The sequence below is a fragment of the Polaromonas potterensis genome (assembly GCF_033446725.1).
Taxonomy (GTDB): domain Bacteria; phylum Pseudomonadota; class Gammaproteobacteria; order Burkholderiales; family Burkholderiaceae_C; genus Polaromonas.
In genome coordinates, this window is the sequence record NZ_JAWQLX010000003.1 from 487,249 (window position 1) to 502,878 (window position 15,630).

Annotated in this window: 12 protein-coding genes and 1 pseudogene; 8 read left to right on the forward strand and 5 right to left on the reverse strand. The window is 63.5% G+C overall.

Annotation, left to right across the window (positions count from 1 at the left end; translation table 11 throughout):
* Positions 1-62: 62 nt before the first annotated feature.
* The 3 genes from R6254_RS08395 (at position 63) to R6254_RS08405 (ending at position 2,436) form a co-directional block, all read left to right on the forward strand.
* Positions 63-944 carry an IclR family transcriptional regulator gene (locus R6254_RS08395; RefSeq protein WP_318405954.1) on the forward strand — a complete coding sequence of 294 codons (882 nt, stop codon included), beginning with the start codon at positions 63-65 and terminating at the stop codon, positions 942-944.
* Positions 941-1,984, forward strand: a complete 1,044-nt coding sequence (locus tag R6254_RS08400; protein ID WP_318405955.1) for a DUF3108 domain-containing protein — start codon at positions 941-943, stop codon at positions 1,982-1,984. Before R6254_RS08395 ends, R6254_RS08400 begins: the two co-directional genes overlap by 4 nt.
* Before the next feature lie 170 nt (positions 1,985-2,154).
* Positions 2,155-2,436 (forward strand): BTH_I0359 family protein, encoded by a 282-nt coding sequence (locus R6254_RS08405; protein WP_318405957.1) that lies wholly within the window; start codon positions 2,155-2,157, stop codon positions 2,434-2,436.
* Positions 2,437-2,451: 15 nt separating this feature from the next.
* Here the strand turns inward: R6254_RS08405 and R6254_RS08410 are convergent, their stop codons facing one another.
* Positions 2,452-3,516: an AbrB family transcriptional regulator gene (locus tag R6254_RS08410; protein WP_318405959.1), complete on the reverse strand. Its 1,065-nt coding sequence runs from the start codon at positions 3,514-3,516 to the stop codon at positions 2,452-2,454.
* A 74-nt stretch (positions 3,517-3,590) separates the two neighbouring features.
* Between R6254_RS08410 and R6254_RS08415 the strand changes: the two genes are divergently transcribed.
* A complete protein-coding gene (locus R6254_RS08415; RefSeq protein WP_318405961.1) occupies positions 3,591-4,397 on the forward strand; it encodes a ChaN family lipoprotein in 807 nt (268 codons plus the stop codon).
* A 110-nt stretch (positions 4,398-4,507) separates the two neighbouring features.
* Here R6254_RS08415 and aptA read toward each other — a convergent pair whose 3' ends face one another.
* Entirely contained in the window at positions 4,508-5,848 is a 1,341-nt protein-coding gene (gene aptA / locus R6254_RS08420; RefSeq protein WP_318405962.1) for an omega-aminotransferase AptA, read from the reverse strand.
* A 111-nt stretch (positions 5,849-5,959) separates the two neighbouring features.
* Here aptA and purU point away from each other — a divergent pair, with 111 nt between their 5' ends.
* The 3 genes from purU to R6254_RS08435 all read left to right on the forward strand — a co-directional run bounded on the left by purU (position 5,960) and on the right by R6254_RS08435 (position 9,523).
* Positions 5,960-6,832: a formyltetrahydrofolate deformylase gene (gene purU / locus R6254_RS08425; protein WP_318405964.1), complete on the forward strand. Its 873-nt coding sequence runs from the start codon at positions 5,960-5,962 to the stop codon at positions 6,830-6,832.
* 151 nt (positions 6,833-6,983) lie between these two features.
* A complete protein-coding gene (locus R6254_RS08430; RefSeq protein ID WP_318405966.1) occupies positions 6,984-7,868 on the forward strand; it encodes a LysR substrate-binding domain-containing protein in 885 nt (294 codons plus the stop codon).
* A 152-nt stretch (positions 7,869-8,020) separates the two neighbouring features.
* A complete protein-coding gene (locus R6254_RS08435) occupies positions 8,021-9,523 on the forward strand; it encodes an FAD-linked oxidase C-terminal domain-containing protein (protein ID WP_318405968.1) in 1,503 nt (500 codons plus the stop codon).
* A gap of 34 nt (positions 9,524-9,557) precedes the next feature.
* On the opposite strand, the pseudogene R6254_RS08440 reads toward R6254_RS08435, so the two are convergent.
* Together R6254_RS08440 and R6254_RS08445 are read right to left on the reverse strand one after the other, a co-directional pair.
* Positions 9,558-11,357 (reverse strand): annotated as a pseudogene (locus tag R6254_RS08440) (carboxyl transferase domain-containing protein); the annotation flags it as partial.
* A gap of 155 nt (positions 11,358-11,512) precedes the next feature.
* Entirely contained in the window at positions 11,513-12,058 is a 546-nt protein-coding gene (locus R6254_RS08445; protein WP_318405970.1) for a bactofilin family protein, read from the reverse strand.
* A gap of 168 nt (positions 12,059-12,226) precedes the next feature.
* Between R6254_RS08445 and R6254_RS08450 the strand changes: the two genes are divergently transcribed.
* Complete coding sequence (locus tag R6254_RS08450; protein WP_318405972.1) at positions 12,227-12,538, forward strand: hypothetical protein; 312 nt, start codon at positions 12,227-12,229, stop codon at positions 12,536-12,538.
* Positions 12,539-12,548: 10 nt separating this feature from the next.
* Here the strand turns inward: R6254_RS08450 and putA are convergent, their stop codons facing one another.
* Positions 12,549-15,623 (reverse strand): bifunctional proline dehydrogenase/L-glutamate gamma-semialdehyde dehydrogenase PutA, encoded by a 3,075-nt coding sequence (putA, locus tag R6254_RS08455; protein WP_318405974.1) that lies wholly within the window; start codon positions 15,621-15,623, stop codon positions 12,549-12,551.
* Positions 15,624-15,630: the final 7 nt, after the last annotated feature.

Sequence of the window (15,630 nt, forward strand, 5' to 3'; positions counted from 1 at the left end):
CTGGAGTTACGATAAGTGAAATCAGTTTACCTAAATGTAATTTTAAATTTTAGTCGAATTCCATGACAGAGCGCAAAACATCTCCAGAAGACGACTCCCCGCCTGACAGCTCGCCCGCCCAGCGCGCCGGCATCCAGTCGGTGGAAGTCGGCTTCAGTTTGCTGCAGGTCTTGGGCGCCTCGCCCGGGCCGCTGATGTTGCGCGACCTGGCCTCGGCGGCCGGCATGAGCGCGGCCAAGGCCCACCGCTACCTGGTCAGTTTCCAGCGCCTGGAGCTGGTGACCCAAGACGCGGGCACCACGCGGTATGACCTGGGCCCGGCTGCCCTGAAGCTGGGCCTGGCCTCGCTGTCGCGGCTGGACAGCGTGAAACTGGCGCGCCAGCGCATGGGGCCGCTGATGGAGCAGATCGGCCAGACCCTGGCGCTGGCCGTGTGGGGCAACCAGGGTCCAACCATCGTGCATTGGGAAGAGTCGCCGCAGGCCGTGACCGTCAATTTGCGCCTGGGCGATGTGATGCCCCTGCTGTCTTCGGCCACCGGCCTGTGTTTTTCGGCGTTCATGGCCCTGCCGCCGGGCCAGCGCGGCGACAGCCACACGAAAAACAGCCACCACCTGCAGGACCGTTTGTCCCCCCTGCTCAAGGACGAGTTGGCCCGCACGCACAAACTGGCGCGCAAGGATGTGCCCACCACCATGACCGAAGTCACCGCCCTGCTGGACGAGGTGCGGCGCCGCGGCCTGGCCCGCGTGGTCGACACCTTGCTGCCGGGTGTGGCCGGCTTTTGCGCCCCGGTGTTTGACGCCGACGGCCACCTCGCCCTGGGCATCGTGTCCATGGGCTCGGTCGCCACCTTCGATACCGCCTGGGACGGCGCCGTGGCCAAGCCGCTGGTGCAGGCGGCGCGCCAGCTCAGCAGCGACCTGGGCTACGCCGCCCCATGAACACCGGTACGGCGCTGCCGCCGCGCCGCCTGATCGTGCTGACAGCCATTGTGGTGCTGGTCCATGTCCTGATCCTGCAAGCCGCGCCATCGCAATGGGGCATGGCCGCCGACCCGGGCAAAAACCAGCGCCCCTTCATCACCCGCACGATTGACATCAAGCCGGCGCCCGTTGTGGCCGCCGCCGCGCCGATGCGCCCACCCATCGCTCGCCGCAGCGCCCCCAAATCACAACCAAACAAGGCCCCAGCCATTGATACATATACGCAAGCAGCTACTGAATCCATAGCGACGCCGGATCCCGGCAACACACAGGCGGCGTCCGAAGCCGCTACCGTGGCCGCCGCAGAGCCGACGCCCGCGCCACCCGCAACCGCCGAGCCCATGGCCGTGGCCACCGCGCTGACCATCCCCGGCTCGGTGCGCCTCAAATACACCATGACCGGCCGCGCCAAAAACATGGACTACAACGCCTCGGCCGAATTGGACTGGCTGCAGGACGGCCAGACTTACGAGGCCAGGATGCTGGTCAGTGCCTTGTTTCTGGGTTCACGCTCCATGAGCAGCAGCGGCCGCATCACGGCCGACGGCCTGGCGCCCACGCGTTTCCTGGACAAGTCGCGCAGCGAACGCGCGGCGCATTTTGCCCCCGACCAGGGCAAGATCAGCTTCAGCGCCAACACCCCCGACGCGCCCTGGGCCAAGGGCGCGCAAGATCGCGTCAGTGTGTTTGTGCAGCTGGCCAGCCTGCTGGCCGGCGACCCGCGCAGCTACCCCGCCGGCAGCAGCGTGTCGCTGTACACGGTGGGCCCGACCAATGCCGATACCTGGACCTTTGAGGTACAGGCCGAAGAAACACTCAAGCTGCCCGCCGGGGAAATGACCGCCGTCAAACTCACTCGCAAGCCCCAGCGCGACTACGACCAGACTGTCGAAGTCTGGCTCGCACCGTCCCTGGCCTGGCTGCCGGTGCGCAGCCGCATCACCCAGCACAACGGCGACTTTATCGACCAGCAGTTGCGGGTCGCGGAGCAGCCCTAAGACGCGTAGCGAGGGGCCCCGCTTGCGGGGATAGCCCAGCGTAGCGGCTGGCGAGAAGCACAGACCTGTGCAAACCCCTTTTCAGTGATTATTTTTGCATCTCACGTTTTCCTTGTCCCCCTTGAATTGGGCTCAGTCGTTGTTATCTGATGGACAAGGACAAAACATCTATGCAAATGCTCTACGACTCCGACTCTTTTGTGGTGGTGCAGATTCACGCCAATGCGCCCGAAGAATCCGCGCCCAAGCCCACCGTTCCGCAACTGGCCCGCAACGGCTTTGAAATTGTGGACAAACGCTCGGGCAAAGAGGTTTACCTCGATGGCTCCTGGGCAGAAATGTTCCAGCAGCGGGTCACGGCCTGGCAGCAAAACACGCCTACCCAGGAAGAAATCGAAGACACGCTCGAAGGTTACGCCGAGCTGGCACACACCCCCATCTCGCTGCACTGAGGCAGCAACGAGCAGCTAGTCCCGCAGGGTCGGGTACAACCAGCGGTACAGTGGTGCCACCAGGATCAACACAGCCACCAGCCGGCACACCTGAAACGCCGTCACCACCGGCACCCCCAGTTGCAAGACCTTGGCGGTGATCGCCATTTCGGCGATACCGCCGGGCGAGGTGCCCAAAATCAGCGTAGCCAGCGGCAAGCCGGTGCACCAGGCCAGCAGCCAGGCAAAGCCGCAACACAAGACAATCATGCCGACCGTGCCCAGCAGCACCGACACCAGCCAGCGCGGCGCCGCATGCAAAAAAGCCTTTGTAAAACGCACACCCAGCCCCGTGGCGATCAAAAGTTGCGCGGCATTGGTCAACCACTGCGGAATGCCCGACAGATGAATGCTGGCCATGGTCAGGCCCATACACACCAGCAAAGGGCCCATGAACCAGGGATTGGCCCGCCCCAGCCGCTGCATCAGCCAGGCGCCCAGGCCGGTGGCCAGCACCAGCCCGGCAAACCCGGTCCAGCTCACCGTACGCAGTAGCGGCGGGTGCAGGTCCAGGCCGTGTAACCCGCTGTATTGCATGGCAAACGGCACGGTCACCGTGACCAGCAACAAACGCAGGCCGTGGGAGGCCGCGACCAAATCGGTGCGTGCATGGGCACGTTCGGCCAGCAAGGTCATCTCGGAGGCGCCGCCAATCGCACCTGCAAAATAACTGGTGGCCCGCATCGCCGGTGCCGCCACATCGCCCATGTACGGCGCATTGACGCGGTGCAGCCAGACACCAAAGACCCAGCCCAGGCCCAAGGCCCAGACAATCGCCAGCCCAATCGCCCACCACAGGCTGCCGACCAGCGCCGTCACCTGAGGCGTGAAATACAGGCCTAAGGCGATGGCGATCACCCACTGCCCGCTGTTGCCCAGCGGCCGCCAACTGGCCGTGCGTGCGCCGGCCATGGAGGCGATGGCGGTGGCCAGCAACGGGCCAATCATCCAGGGCAGCGGGGTGCGGAGAAAAACACACAATCCGGCGCCGGCCAGCGCCAGCAACAGGGTCAACACAACGGGCACAGGCTTGACAGGCATCGGCAACAAAACAACAAAGAAGGTAAGAGGGAACAGGGTCTAATGAGGCTCCAGTATCGCCTTGGTCCTGCCCCATGATTGATTTGAAGCACTCCCCACCCGGCAAGCGCTGGGCCGCCCCCCTGCTGTTCGTGCTGCTGACGGCCTGCAGCACGCTGCCCCCACCCCTCACGGCCCGCACCGATGCCTTGTTGCCGACCGAGGTGATCCTGCTCGGCGAGCAGCACGATGCATCAGCGCACCAGCAGATCCACCAGCAGGTCGTCGCCCACCTGGCGGCGCGCGGCCAGTTAAGTGCCGTGGCGCTGGAGATGGCCGAGGCCGGCCGAGGCACGGCTGGACTGCCCGCCAACAGCAGCGAACAACAAGTGCAGGACGTACTGGGCTGGAACAACAAAAGCTGGCCCTGGGCCGCGTATGGTCCGGCGGTGATGACGGCCGTTCGGGCCGGTGTACCGGTGCTGGGCGCCAACCTGCCGGCCGCGCAGATGCGCGACGCCATGGCCGACAACCGGCTGGACCAGCAACTGCCTGGTCCGGCCCTGAAGGCGCAGCAGCAACTGATACGCCTGGGCCATTGCAGCCTGTTGCCAGAGGACAGGATTTCACCCATGACACGGATTCAGGTCGCGCGTGACATGCACATGGCGCGCACCGTGGAGAAGGCGGTCTTGCCCGGCAAGGTGGTGGTTTTGTTGGCCGGCAGCGGCCACGTCAACCGCGTGTTGGGTGTGCCACAACACCTGCCGCCAGAATTAAAGATCCAAGCCGTGTTGCTGAGGGCCGGGCCGGAGACTGCTGCCGACACCGGCGCATTCGACGTGGTGTGGAACACGCCGGCCCTGCCGGTCAAGGACTATTGCGGGAGCCTAAAAAAATAGAGCCCCCACGCTTGTCACTGCGTGTACTGCGCTGCCCCCCGAGGGGGCCGCTGCGCCTGCGGCCCGGCGAAGCCGGTTCCGCGGCCCCTGCTGGAATCTACGGGGCCAGCTCAGGCGTTCTTCTTGATTGAATCCGCGACCACATTCACGAGGTGATCAATCTGTTCGCGCTCGACGATATAGGGCGGGCAAATCACGATGTTGTCGGCCGCCGGGCGTACCAGCACGCCGTGTTTGAAACAATCCATGAAGATGTCGTAAGCGCGTTTTCCCGGGGCGCCGGCCAGTGGCGCCAGCTCGACCGCACCGGCCAGGCCCAGGCTGCGGATGCCAATCACATTCGGCAGGCCCTTGAAACCGCTGTGCAGGGCGTCGCCCAGCACAACCCCCATCTGCCCGGCGCGTTCAAACAACTTTTCTTCCTTGAAAAGTGTCAGCGTGGCCATGGCCGCCGCACAGGCCACCGGGTGGCCCGAGTAGGTGTAGCCGTGGAAAAACTCGATCGCGTGTTCGGGGCTGCCCGCGTTGGCCTCCATCATGGTGTTGTAAATGCGGTCGGTGCAGATCACGCCGCCCAGCGGAATCACGCCGTTGGTCACACATTTGGCGAAGTTCAACATGTCCGGTACCACGCCGTAATAATCCGCCGCGAAGTTGCAGCCCATACGGCCAAAACCGGTGATCACCTCGTCAAAAATCAGCAGGATACCGTGTTTGTCGCAGATCTCGCGCAGACGTTTGAGGTAACCCTGGGGCGGCAAATACCAGCCGGCGCTGCCGGCCACCGGCTCGACAATCACGGCCGCAATGTTGCTGGGGTCGTGTAACGGCAAGATGCGCTGTTCCAGCTCCAGCAGCAGGTCTTCCTCCCACACCGGCTCGGCGCCGTGGATATAAGCGTGTTTCACCGGGTCGTGGATAAAACGCAGGTGGTCCACCCGCGGCAAAAAGGCCGAGCCGTAGACTTTGCGGTTGGACGGAATGCCGCCCACACTCATGCCGCCAAAACCGACGCCGTGATAACCCTTCTCACGGCCGATAAACACGTTGCGATGGCCTTCGCCGCGGGCACGGTGGTAGGCCAGCGCCACTTTCAGCGAGGTGTCGGCCGCTTCCGAGCCGGAGTTGCAAAACAGCACCTGGTTCAAATCGCCAGGCGCCATGGCGGCAATCATTTCGGCGGCCTTGAAGGCCTGGTCGTTGCTCGCCTGGAAGGCGGTCGCGTAGTCCAGGGTGTCGAGTTGTTTTTTGATGGCCTCGTTGATCGGCTTGCGGTTGTGGCCCGCGCCCACACACCAGAGGCTGGAGATGCCGTCGAGCACCTGCTTGCCGTCATGGGTGGTGAAATACATGCCGTCGGCCGCCACAAAAACACGCGGGTCCTTCTTGAAGCTGCGATTCGGCGTGAAGGGCAACCACTGATGGTCCATGTTCAAATCTTGATAAGCCATTCGAAAATCTCCTGCTTCAAGTAAGGACTAGCCGTTTTTAGAGCGTCACGGCACATTCTGGCATTCTTGGCGACAATCTGTGGCTTACCGCCACCTGCGACAATTCTGCCCATGAGCCCTACTTATATCCTCAACCTGTCCTGCCCGGATCGACCGGGCATTGTTCATGCGGTTTCCGGCTTTTTGTTTGAGCGGGGTGGCAACATCCTGGAAGCGGCGCAGTTCAGCGACGACAAACGCGACGATCCCGCCGCGGACGCCACCGGTCTGTTTTTCATGCGGGTCAGTTTTTCCTGCGCGCAACTGCCTTTCGAGGCGCTGAAAGAACAACTCGGCGCGTTGGGCACCCAGTTCGACATGCGTTGGAGCCTGAACCAGGCCGCACAACCCATGCGCACCGTGTTGCTGGTCAGCCGCGAAGGCCATTGCCTGAACGATTTGTTGTTCCGCTGGAAGTCTGGCCTGCTGCCGCTGGACATACGCGCCATCGTCTCCAACCACCGCGATTTTTACCAGTTGGCCGCCAGCTACAACGTGCCTTTCCACCACATTCCGGTGACGGCCGCGACCAAGGCCGAGGCCGAAAAACGCCAATACGACATCATCCAGGCCGAAGGCGCCGAGCTGGTGGTGCTGGCGCGTTACATGCAGATCCTGAGCGACGACTTGTGCAAAAAACTCGCCGGCCGGGCCATCAACATCCACCACTCGTTTTTGCCCAGCTTCAAGGGCGCCAAGCCGTATTACCAGGCCCATGCGCGCGGCGTGAAACTGATAGGCGCTACCGCCCATTACGTGACCGCCGACCTCGACGAAGGCCCGATCATCGAGCAGGATGTGGCGCGCGCCGATCACAGCAAAACCGTGGAAGCCCTGACCGCCATGGGCCGCGACACCGAAAGCCAGGTGCTGGCCAGAGCCGTGTTGTGGCACAGCGAACACCGCGTGCTGCTGAACGGACACAAGACCGTCATTTTCAAGTAGATATGGCCCCCACGCTTGTCACTGCGTGTACTACGCTGCCCCCCGGGGGGGCCGCTGCGCCTGCGGGCCGGCAAAGCCGGACCCGCGGCCCCTGCTGGCAAAGAAATGCAGCCCCGCGTGGCTCAAAGCGCTTACCTGTGTCTCAATAGACATGGCCGCCGCCGCCCGCATCCCGCCCATCCAGTGCCTGCTGACCTTTGAAGCCCTGGCGCGGCTGCGCAGCGTCACGCAGGCGGCGGAAGAGTTGCATGTCACGCCCAGCGCCGTCAGCCACCGCGTCAAGCAGCTGGAACAAATCATCGGCACCAAGCTGTTTGGCCGCGCCGATTTTTCGCTGACTACCGAAGGCAGCGAGTACCTGGCCCATGTGCGCGAAGGCCTGGCCATCCTGCAGAAATTCCCCGGCGCCGCCGGCCAGAGCGGCACATCGGGCAAACGCAAGTTGCGCCTGGCGGTGACGCCGACTTTTGCACGCTCCATCCTGATCCCGCGCCTGCGCCAGTTCACCGACGCCTACCCCGAAATCGACCTGACCTTGCAGGTGTCGATTCCACTGCTGGACGTGGTGGCCGAAGACGCCGACCTGGTGGTGCGTTTTGGCAGCGGGCGTTATGCCGATGTCGAACATGTGTGTCTCATGAAAGACGAGGTCACCCCGCTGGCCTCACCCGCCTATGTGCGCGAACACGGGCCGTTTGAAACGCCGGAGGACCTGGACGGTGAAGCCCTGCTGCGTTCGCCGCTGGAGCCCTGGCGCACCTGGTTTGCCGCGCACCAGCTGGACTGGCCGGAACCGGTGGATGGCTCGCAGTTCAACGACATCGGCCTGATGTGTGACTGCGCCGCGGCCGGCATGGGGGTGGCGCTGGTGCGGCTCAAGCTGGGCGCGCCCTGGCTGGAAAACGGCTCGCTGGTGCGCCTGTATGAACGCAACGTGCCCAGCCCCCACGCCCACTACCTGTGCTGGCGCACCGGCATGATGGACCGCTGGGAATGTGCGGCTTTTGCCGACTGGCTGAAAAAATCAGTCACCTGAGCCCTGCCGCCGCAAGTCTTAAGCCTTTTAGGCCCCTAGCCCTTGGTTGACGGGCGCCAGCAGCTATTGAATTTATAGCGCTTCGTTTTTCACAGACCGCCGCCATTTTCTTCACGCCGGCCGCCTGCGCTTTGCCTTAAAGTGTTTGCTCCATGAATACAACTTTAGACACCCTGCCCGCACAAACGCTGGACCGCGCCCAACACCAGGCCCGTGTCGTCAGCGCATTACAAGCCGTGCTGCCGGCCCATGCGCTGCTCTGGCACAAAGAAGACACCACACCGTATGAATGTGACGGCCTGACCGCCTACCGCCAGCGTCCGCTGGTGGTCGCCCTGCCCGAAACTTATGCCCAGGTGCAAGCCGTGTTGCGCAGCTGCCATGCACTGGACGTGCCGGTGGTGGCGCGCGGCGCCGGCACTGGCCTGTCCGGTGGCGCCATGCCGCACCAGCTGGGCGTGACCCTGTCGCTGGCCAAGTTCAACAAGATATTGAAAGTGGACGCGGCCAGCCGCACCGCCGTGGTCCAGGGCGGTGTACGCAACCTGGCCATCAGCGAAGCCGCTGCGCCCTTGGGCCTGTATTACGCGCCCGACCCGTCCAGCCAGATCGCCTGCACCATAGGCGGCAACGTCGCCGAAAACTCGGGCGGCGTGCATTGCCTCAAATACGGCCTGACCTTGCACAACGTGCTCCAGGTCAAGGGCTTCACCGTGGAAGGCGATGAAGTGGTGTTCGGCAGCGAAGCCCTGGACAGCGCCGGTTACGACCTGCTGTCGGTGGTCATCGGCAGCGAAGGCATGTTGGCCGTGACCACCGAAGTGACCGTCAAGCTGGTGCCCAAGCCGGTGCTGGCGCGCTGCATCATGGCCAGCTTTGACGACTTGCGCAAGGCCGGCGACGCGGTGGCGGCGGTGATTGGCGCCGGCATCATTCCGGCCGGCCTGGAGATGATGGACAAACCCATGACCGCCGCGGTCGAAGACTTTGTCCATGCCGGTTACGACCTCCACGCCGAAGCGATTTTGCTCTGCGAAAGCGACGGCACACCGGAAGAAGTCGAGGAAGAAATCGGCCGCATGAGCGCGGTGTTGCGCCAGCACGGCGCCACGGCAATTGCGGTGAGCCAGAACGAGGCCGAACGCCTGCGTTTCTGGAGCGGCCGCAAAAACGCCTTCCCGGCCTCGGGCCGCATCAGTCCCGACTACATGTGTATGGACTCGACGATTCCGCGCAAACGCCTGGCCGACATCCTGCTGGCCATCCAGGCCATGGAAAAGAAATACGGCCTGCGTTGCGCCAATGTCTTTCACGCCGGCGACGGCAACCTGCACCCGCTGATCCTGTTTGATGCCAACGACGCCGACCAGTTGCACCGCTGCGAACTGTTTGGCGCCGACATCCTGGAAACCAGCGTGGCCATGGGCGGCACGGTCACCGGTGAACACGGTGTGGGTGTGGAAAAACTCAACTCCATGTGTGTGCAGTTCTCCGCCGCCGAAAACGCACAGATGCTGGGTGTCAAACACGCTTTTGATGCCAAGGGCCTGCTCAATCCCGGCAAGGTGATCCCGACCCTGCAGCGCTGCGCCGAATACGGCAAGATGCTGGTGCGCGGCGGCCAGCTCTCACATCCGGACTTGCCGCGTTTCTAGCCACGCAGGGACGAAGCGACTTCGCTCCTGAAAATTACCAGGTGTCGATGTATGGGCGCGCGCCCAACGGCCTGAGTTTCGCCGACTGCAAGCCGGCCACCAGCCACGGCCGCGTCTGCGCCGGGTCAATCACCGCATCAATTTCCAGGGTGGCGGCCATCTGCAGGGCGCTGCCTTTGGCGTAATGCTGCTCCACCAGTTTCTGATACAGCGCCTCGCGCTCTGGACCTTCGGGCAAGGCTTCCAGTTCCTTGCGGTAACCAAGCTTGACGGCACCTTCCAGGCCCATCGCGCCAAATTCGCCGGTAGGCCAGGCCACCGTGAACATGGGCGCATGAAAACTGCCCGCCGTCATGGCCATGGCACCCAGGCCATACCCCTTGCGCAAGACCACGCTGAAAAATGGCACACGCAAAGCCGCAGCGGCCACAAACAGGCGGCTGGCATGGCGCACTTGGGCTTGTGCTTCGATCTCGGGGCCGACCATGAAACCCGGCGTGTCGACAAAACTCAGCAGCGGCAAACCGTGGCTATTACACAGCTGCATCAAACGTGCGGCCTTATCGGCGGCATCCGCGTCAATCGCGCCGCCCAGGTGTTGCGGGTTGTTGGCCAAAATGCCGACGGCACGCCCTTCGATGCGGGCCAGCGCCGTGTGAATGCCCTGGCCAAAACCGCTGCGCAAGACCAGCAGGCTGCCGCTGTCCACCACACCTTCAAGCACGGCGCGGGTGTCGTAGACCCGCAGGCGGTTTTCCGGCACGGCATCGCGCAGCGCTGCGGCATCGGGCGCCGTCCATGTCTTGAGCGAACCCTGGAAAAACGACAGGTAGTGGCGCGCCGCCGCCACCGCTTGTACCTCGTCGTCCACCAGCACGTCGATCACGCCATTGCCGTGCTGCACGGCGCTGGGGCCAATCTGCTCGGGCGTAAACACCCCGAGGCCACCACCTTCGACCATGGCCGGGCCGCCCATGCCGATGTTGCTGTTTTTTGTGGCGATGATCACGTCGCTGCAACCCAGCAGCGCCGCATTGCCGGCAAAACAGCGCCCGGCCACGATGCCGATCACCGGCACCTGGCCCGACAGACGTGCATAACTGGCAAAGGTGCTGATATGCAGGCCAGCGACGATGGGCATGTCGGTGTCCCCGGGCCGGCCGCCGCCGCCCTCGGCAAACAAGACCACGGGCAATTTATTCTCCAGCGCCAGACCCAACATGCGATCGGTTTTCTGGTGGTTGCGCATGCCCTGCGTGCCCGCCAGCACGGTGGCGTCGTAAGCCATTACCACGGTGCGACTGGCCTCCGCACCGAACAAACCGCCATTGATGCTGGCGATGCCCGTGACCATGCCATCGGCCGGTGTGTGGGTGATCAGGTCTTCTTCGCTGCGGCGGCTGCGCTGCGCGGCCACGGCGAGGGCGCCGTATTCAACAAACGAACCTTCATCACACAAATCGGCGATGTTTTCGCGCGCGCTGCGCAAGCCCAGGGCATGGCGTTTGGCGATGGCCTCGGGCCGGTTGGCATCCTGCGTTTTGGCGTGACGCGCCAACACAGCTTGCAGATCAGGCCGCAGGTCTTGTGATGCAACGCGGTCCATGTTGGGTACAGGTTGCGCGACCGATACGGCAGCAGTCGAAGCCGCGTGCAAGGTCGCCAGCAAGGCGCCCGCTTCCACCAATTCTCCGGCCGTGAAAAAAAGCTGGTCCACCTGGCCAGCGTCCGCCGCACGGACTTCGTGCTCCATCTTCATGGCTTCAAGAATCAGCAGCAAGTCCCCAGCCTGAACGCTGTCGCCAGGCTGAACCTGCCATTGAACAATCTGGGCTTGCAGGGGGGAATGGATGGCGGGCATGCGCTGATTTTGCGCCCGCCCGAGGGGCAGCCCCCGTCAACTGCGTGACAAGGGCGCCCGTCTAGCCCGTCTACACACGCGCTACGCAGGCCTGCGACGCGCGCTACTTACCAGGACGAAGTCGCGGCTCAGGCCACCTGCAAACCGGGTTTGCCCACCAGTGTGGCTTTGGGCGTGCTGGCAGCGCCGAACAGAATTTCGCCGGCAAGCTGGCCGCCTTCTTCAATCACCAGCTTGCCGTAACGGATCTTGCCGGTGACCTTGCCGGTTGCGTAAATCACCAGCTTCTGGCGCACGGTCAGGTTGCCATCAAACTCGCCGTGAATTTCCGCGATGTCGATTTCAGCCGAACCCTTGAACGCACCGTTCTCGGAGATCTGCATCACACGCGAGTCCATCGTGGCTTCGACCAGACCTTCGACCACCAGGGTGTCGCAGTCGGTGATTTCCACGCCTTTGAGTTTGATGTTGGGTCCCACCGTCAGCTTGCTGCCGCCTTCGCGGGTGCTGCTGGTCGATGGGGGGGTGCTGGCAGCGGCTGCGGATTGTGCGCTGCTGGCGGTGTTGCTGGTGTTGGTCGCTGTGCCGTTCGAGTAAGGATTGGGATTCGGGCTGCCGTGACGCAAGGTGGTGGGCTCATCTCGCTTGCCAAAGAACGGGGATTGCAGTGCCATGTGGTTTCCTTCAAAAGAACCTGATGGTACGGAGACACATTTCAAAAGTCTCCACTGCTAATGCAAGATGAGTAACGAAATTAATTTGCGGATACAAGCCCACACACCACATCGTCGTCATTTGCCGCGTCGAATCGTCGTGAGCTCTGGCGCTTATAAACTTGCGGCATGCACTACACGGTCAAAATTTTTCACGACGACGATGTCTCCGACGCGGAACGCGAGGCTGCGGTGCGGCGCTTTTGCGCCGCGCTGGACAACACGCTGGGGGATGCCAGCCTGGTGGCGCCGGTCTACCGCGCCTACCTGCGTTTGCTGCAGGCCCACGGCGAACACGCGCGGCCCTGGGACCTGAGCCCGTCAGAGCAATTGCTGGCCGACCAGTGGGAAGCCTCGGAACTGGCCGCCACCCAGGCCGCTTTCGGCTCCGAGCGCTACATGGGGGATGCCCATTACGAGCTGGACATCGGGCCGCGTTAAGAGCCCGCCATCACATCGCTGCTTGACCTGACAACAGCGCCACATTGCCACCGGCCGCCGTGGTGTTGATAGTCACGGTTTGTTCGGCGCAAAAACGGTAGAGGTAATGCGGACCGCCGGCCTTGGGGCCGGTGCCGGACAGGCCATGACCACCAAAAGGCTGCACACCCACCACCGCACCAATCATGTTGCGGTTGATATAAATGTTGCCGACCTGCGCGTGTACCGCCAGCGCCTGCGCGCGCGCGTCGATGCGGGTCTGAATGCCCAAGGTCAAGCCGTAGCCCAGGGCATTGATCTGGTCGACCACCGCCTGCGGATCGCCGCGCCAACGCACAATTTGCAACACCGGGCCGAAAATTTCCTGCGTCACATCGGCGATGCGGGCGACTTCAAACAGGCGGGGGGCCAGCAGATGCGGCACAGCACTCGCTATCGAATCAGGAGCTGATAGCGCCCATCCACCCTGGGCCAAAGACCGATTTGATGCTGAACCCAGGCGCAGACAGTGTTGCTGCAGATTTTCAAATGCTGCGCGGTCTATGACCGGCCCGACATCGGTGGCCAAGTCGGCCGGATCCCCCAGTACCAGTTCCTGAACCGCACCGGCCAGCATGCTGATCACGTTGTCGGCAATCGCTTCATGCACACACAAGAGGCGCAGCGCCGAGCAGCGTTGGCCGGCGCTGCGAAACGCACTTTGCAACACTGCGTCCACCACCTGCTCGGGCAACGCGCTGCTGTCCACCAGCATGGCGTTGATGCCGCCGGTTTCGGCAATCAGCGGAACAATGGGGCCGTCTTTGGCGGCCAGGGCGCGGTTGATGGTTTTGGCCACCTCCGTCGAGCCGGTGAACACCACGCCGGCGATCTGCGGTGCGGCGACCAGGGCCGCGCCCACGGTTTCACCGGGGCCATGCAAGAGTTGCAACACACCTTCGGGCACACCGGCGGCATGCAAGAGCTTCACCATTTCCCAGGCCACGGCGGGGGTTTGTTCGGCCGGTTTGGACAGCACGGTATTGCCGGTGGCCAGCGCCGCCGCGACCTGGCCGGTAAAAATCGCCAACGGAAAATTCCAGGGGCTGATGCAGACCCAGACGCCGCGCGCCGTCAGGCGCAACTCGTTGCTTTCGCCGGTCGGCCCATCAAGCCGCACCGGCGCCATGATGCGTTCGGCTTCGTTGGCGTAATAACGCAAGAAGTCCACGGCTTCGCGCACTTCAGACACCGCGTCGCCCCAGGTCTTGAAGGCTTCTTTCACCAGCAGCGCGCAGAACCTGGGCAGTTGCTGTTCCAGCGTATCGGCCGCTTGGCGCAAGATGACGCTGCGTGCCGCCACGCCCAAGGCGCTCCATTTTTGATAGCTGCTTGCGCCCGTAATGACTGGGCCAGAGGCCAATTTGGCATCAAACATCGGCACCTGCGGCAGTGACACGGCGGAATAAGCGGCCAACAGCGGGGCCCGCATGCCTTCGACCGTGAGGTCCAGTCCGGCGCTGTTTTTGCGGCTCGGGCCATAGAGGTCGGCGGGCAAGGGCAGCGAGGGTTGCGGCGCCAGCCACAGCGGCGAGGTCAAGAGCTGGTCCATGCCCACAGACTCGTCGATCAACTGGTGCACAAAGGAAGAGTTGGCGCCGTTTTCCAGCAGGCGGCGCACCAGGTAGGCCAGCAGGTCGCGGTGCGCACCGACGGGGGCGTAGACGCGGCAAGCGATGTTGGGATTTTTCAGCAGCTCGCGATAAACACCTTCACCCATGCCGTGTAATCTCTGTAACTCAAACTGTGCCGCTGCGTGTTTCTCCGACGGGCCGCCCCTAGGAGAAACAGCCCCCTCGGGGGGCAGCGCAGCACGCGAAGCGGCAAGCGTGGGGGCACGTTCAGCCATCTGCAAAATTGCTGCGATGGTGCCGGCGTTGTGCGTTGCAAACTGCGGGTAAATCACATCGGGTGCGGCCAGCAAGGCCTGGGCGCAGGCCAGGTAAGACACATCGGTGTGGTGTTTGTGCGTGAACACCGGATAACACGGCAGACCCAGTTCCTGCGCGCGCTTGATTTCCGCGTCCCAATAGGCGCCCTTGACCAAGCGGCACATCAGGCGCAGCTTGTGTTGGCGGGCGATGGTGACGACATGTGCCACCAGCTCCAGCGCACGTGTCTGGTAGGCCTGCAGCGCCAGGCCAAAGCCACACCACTGCGGGTGCTGCTGCGCCACCTGCGCGGCCAGCGCGTCGAACACGTCCAGCGACAGCTCCAGCCGCTCGACTTCTTCAGCGTCTATGGTCAGGTTGATGTTGGCCTGCGCGGCCAGCACGCACAAGCCCCAGACACGCGGCACCAGTTCGGCCATGACGCGCGGGTGCTGCGCATCCTCATACCGCGGATGCAAGGCGCTGAGCTTGATGGAGATGCCGTCATTGGCCTCCACCGCCCCGTTTGCCTGCGCGCGGGCCGCGATGGCGGCTATCGCATGGGTATAACTTGCCAGGTAACGCCGCGCGTCTTCCTCGGTGCGTGCGCCTTCACCCAGCATGTCGTAACTGAATCTGAGGGCCGCCGCCTTTTTTCGCGTCGCGTCCGCTTCGTTCATGGCGTCAGCGATGGTCTGGCCCAGCACAAACTGCCGCCCCAGCAGTTGCACCGCGCGCAAGGTGGCGGCGACCACGGCGCGTGCGCCCAGCTTGCGCATGACGCTGCTGTGACCGTGTTCCGGTAAAAACTTTTTGGACAACGCAATCGCCGAGGCCGACACATGTGCCAGCACGCCCTCGCCAGCCGTCTCAAAATCGGCCCGGCCGAGCTGGTCGGCCGTCAGCGCAATCGCGGTGTCGGCATCGGGCACACGCAAGAGCGCTTCGGCCAGGCGCATCAGCGCCAGGCCTTCGGCACTGGAAATCGGGTACTCCTTGAGCAGGCTTTCCATGGCCCAGAACGGCGGCGGGTTGTGACGCACGGCCTGCACCCAGGGCTGTGCCGCCTGCGCGGCCAGCGCCCAGTCCAGGGTGCCGGCCAGTTGGCGCAGGCGGTCCGACACAACGCCGGCTTCGGGCCGGTAGGGGGAAGGCAGGTGGGGACGGCGATGCATAAAAACT

What these genes read in the sequence shown, in the direction of transcription:
- R6254_RS08450 (WP_318405972.1), top strand. Translation starts at nt 12,227, where the DNA reads ATGCACTACACGGTCAAAATTTTTCACGACGACGATGTCTCCGACGCG.
- purU (WP_318405964.1), top strand. Translation starts at nt 5,960, where the DNA reads ATGAGCCCTACTTATATCCTCAACCTGTCCTGCCCGGATCGACCGGGC.
- R6254_RS08405 (WP_318405957.1), top strand. Translation starts at nt 2,155, where the DNA reads ATGCAAATGCTCTACGACTCCGACTCTTTTGTGGTGGTGCAGATTCAC.
- R6254_RS08410 (WP_318405959.1), bottom strand. Translation starts at nt 3,516, where the DNA reads ATGCCTGTCAAGCCTGTGCCCGTTGTGTTGACCCTGTTGCTGGCGCTG.
- R6254_RS08445 (WP_318405970.1), bottom strand. Translation starts at nt 12,058, where the DNA reads ATGGCACTGCAATCCCCGTTCTTTGGCAAGCGAGATGAGCCCACCACC.
- aptA (WP_318405962.1), bottom strand. Translation starts at nt 5,848, where the DNA reads ATGGCTTATCAAGATTTGAACATGGACCATCAGTGGTTGCCCTTCACG.
- putA (WP_318405974.1), bottom strand. Translation starts at nt 15,623, where the DNA reads ATGCATCGCCGTCCCCACCTGCCTTCCCCCTACCGGCCCGAAGCCGGC.
- R6254_RS08430 (WP_318405966.1), top strand. Translation starts at nt 6,984, where the DNA reads ATGGCCGCCGCCGCCCGCATCCCGCCCATCCAGTGCCTGCTGACCTTT.
- R6254_RS08400 (WP_318405955.1), top strand. Translation starts at nt 941, where the DNA reads ATGAACACCGGTACGGCGCTGCCGCCGCGCCGCCTGATCGTGCTGACA.
- R6254_RS08435 (WP_318405968.1), top strand. Translation starts at nt 8,021, where the DNA reads ATGAATACAACTTTAGACACCCTGCCCGCACAAACGCTGGACCGCGCC.
- R6254_RS08415 (WP_318405961.1), top strand. Translation starts at nt 3,591, where the DNA reads ATGATTGATTTGAAGCACTCCCCACCCGGCAAGCGCTGGGCCGCCCCC.
- R6254_RS08395 (WP_318405954.1), top strand. Translation starts at nt 63, where the DNA reads ATGACAGAGCGCAAAACATCTCCAGAAGACGACTCCCCGCCTGACAGC.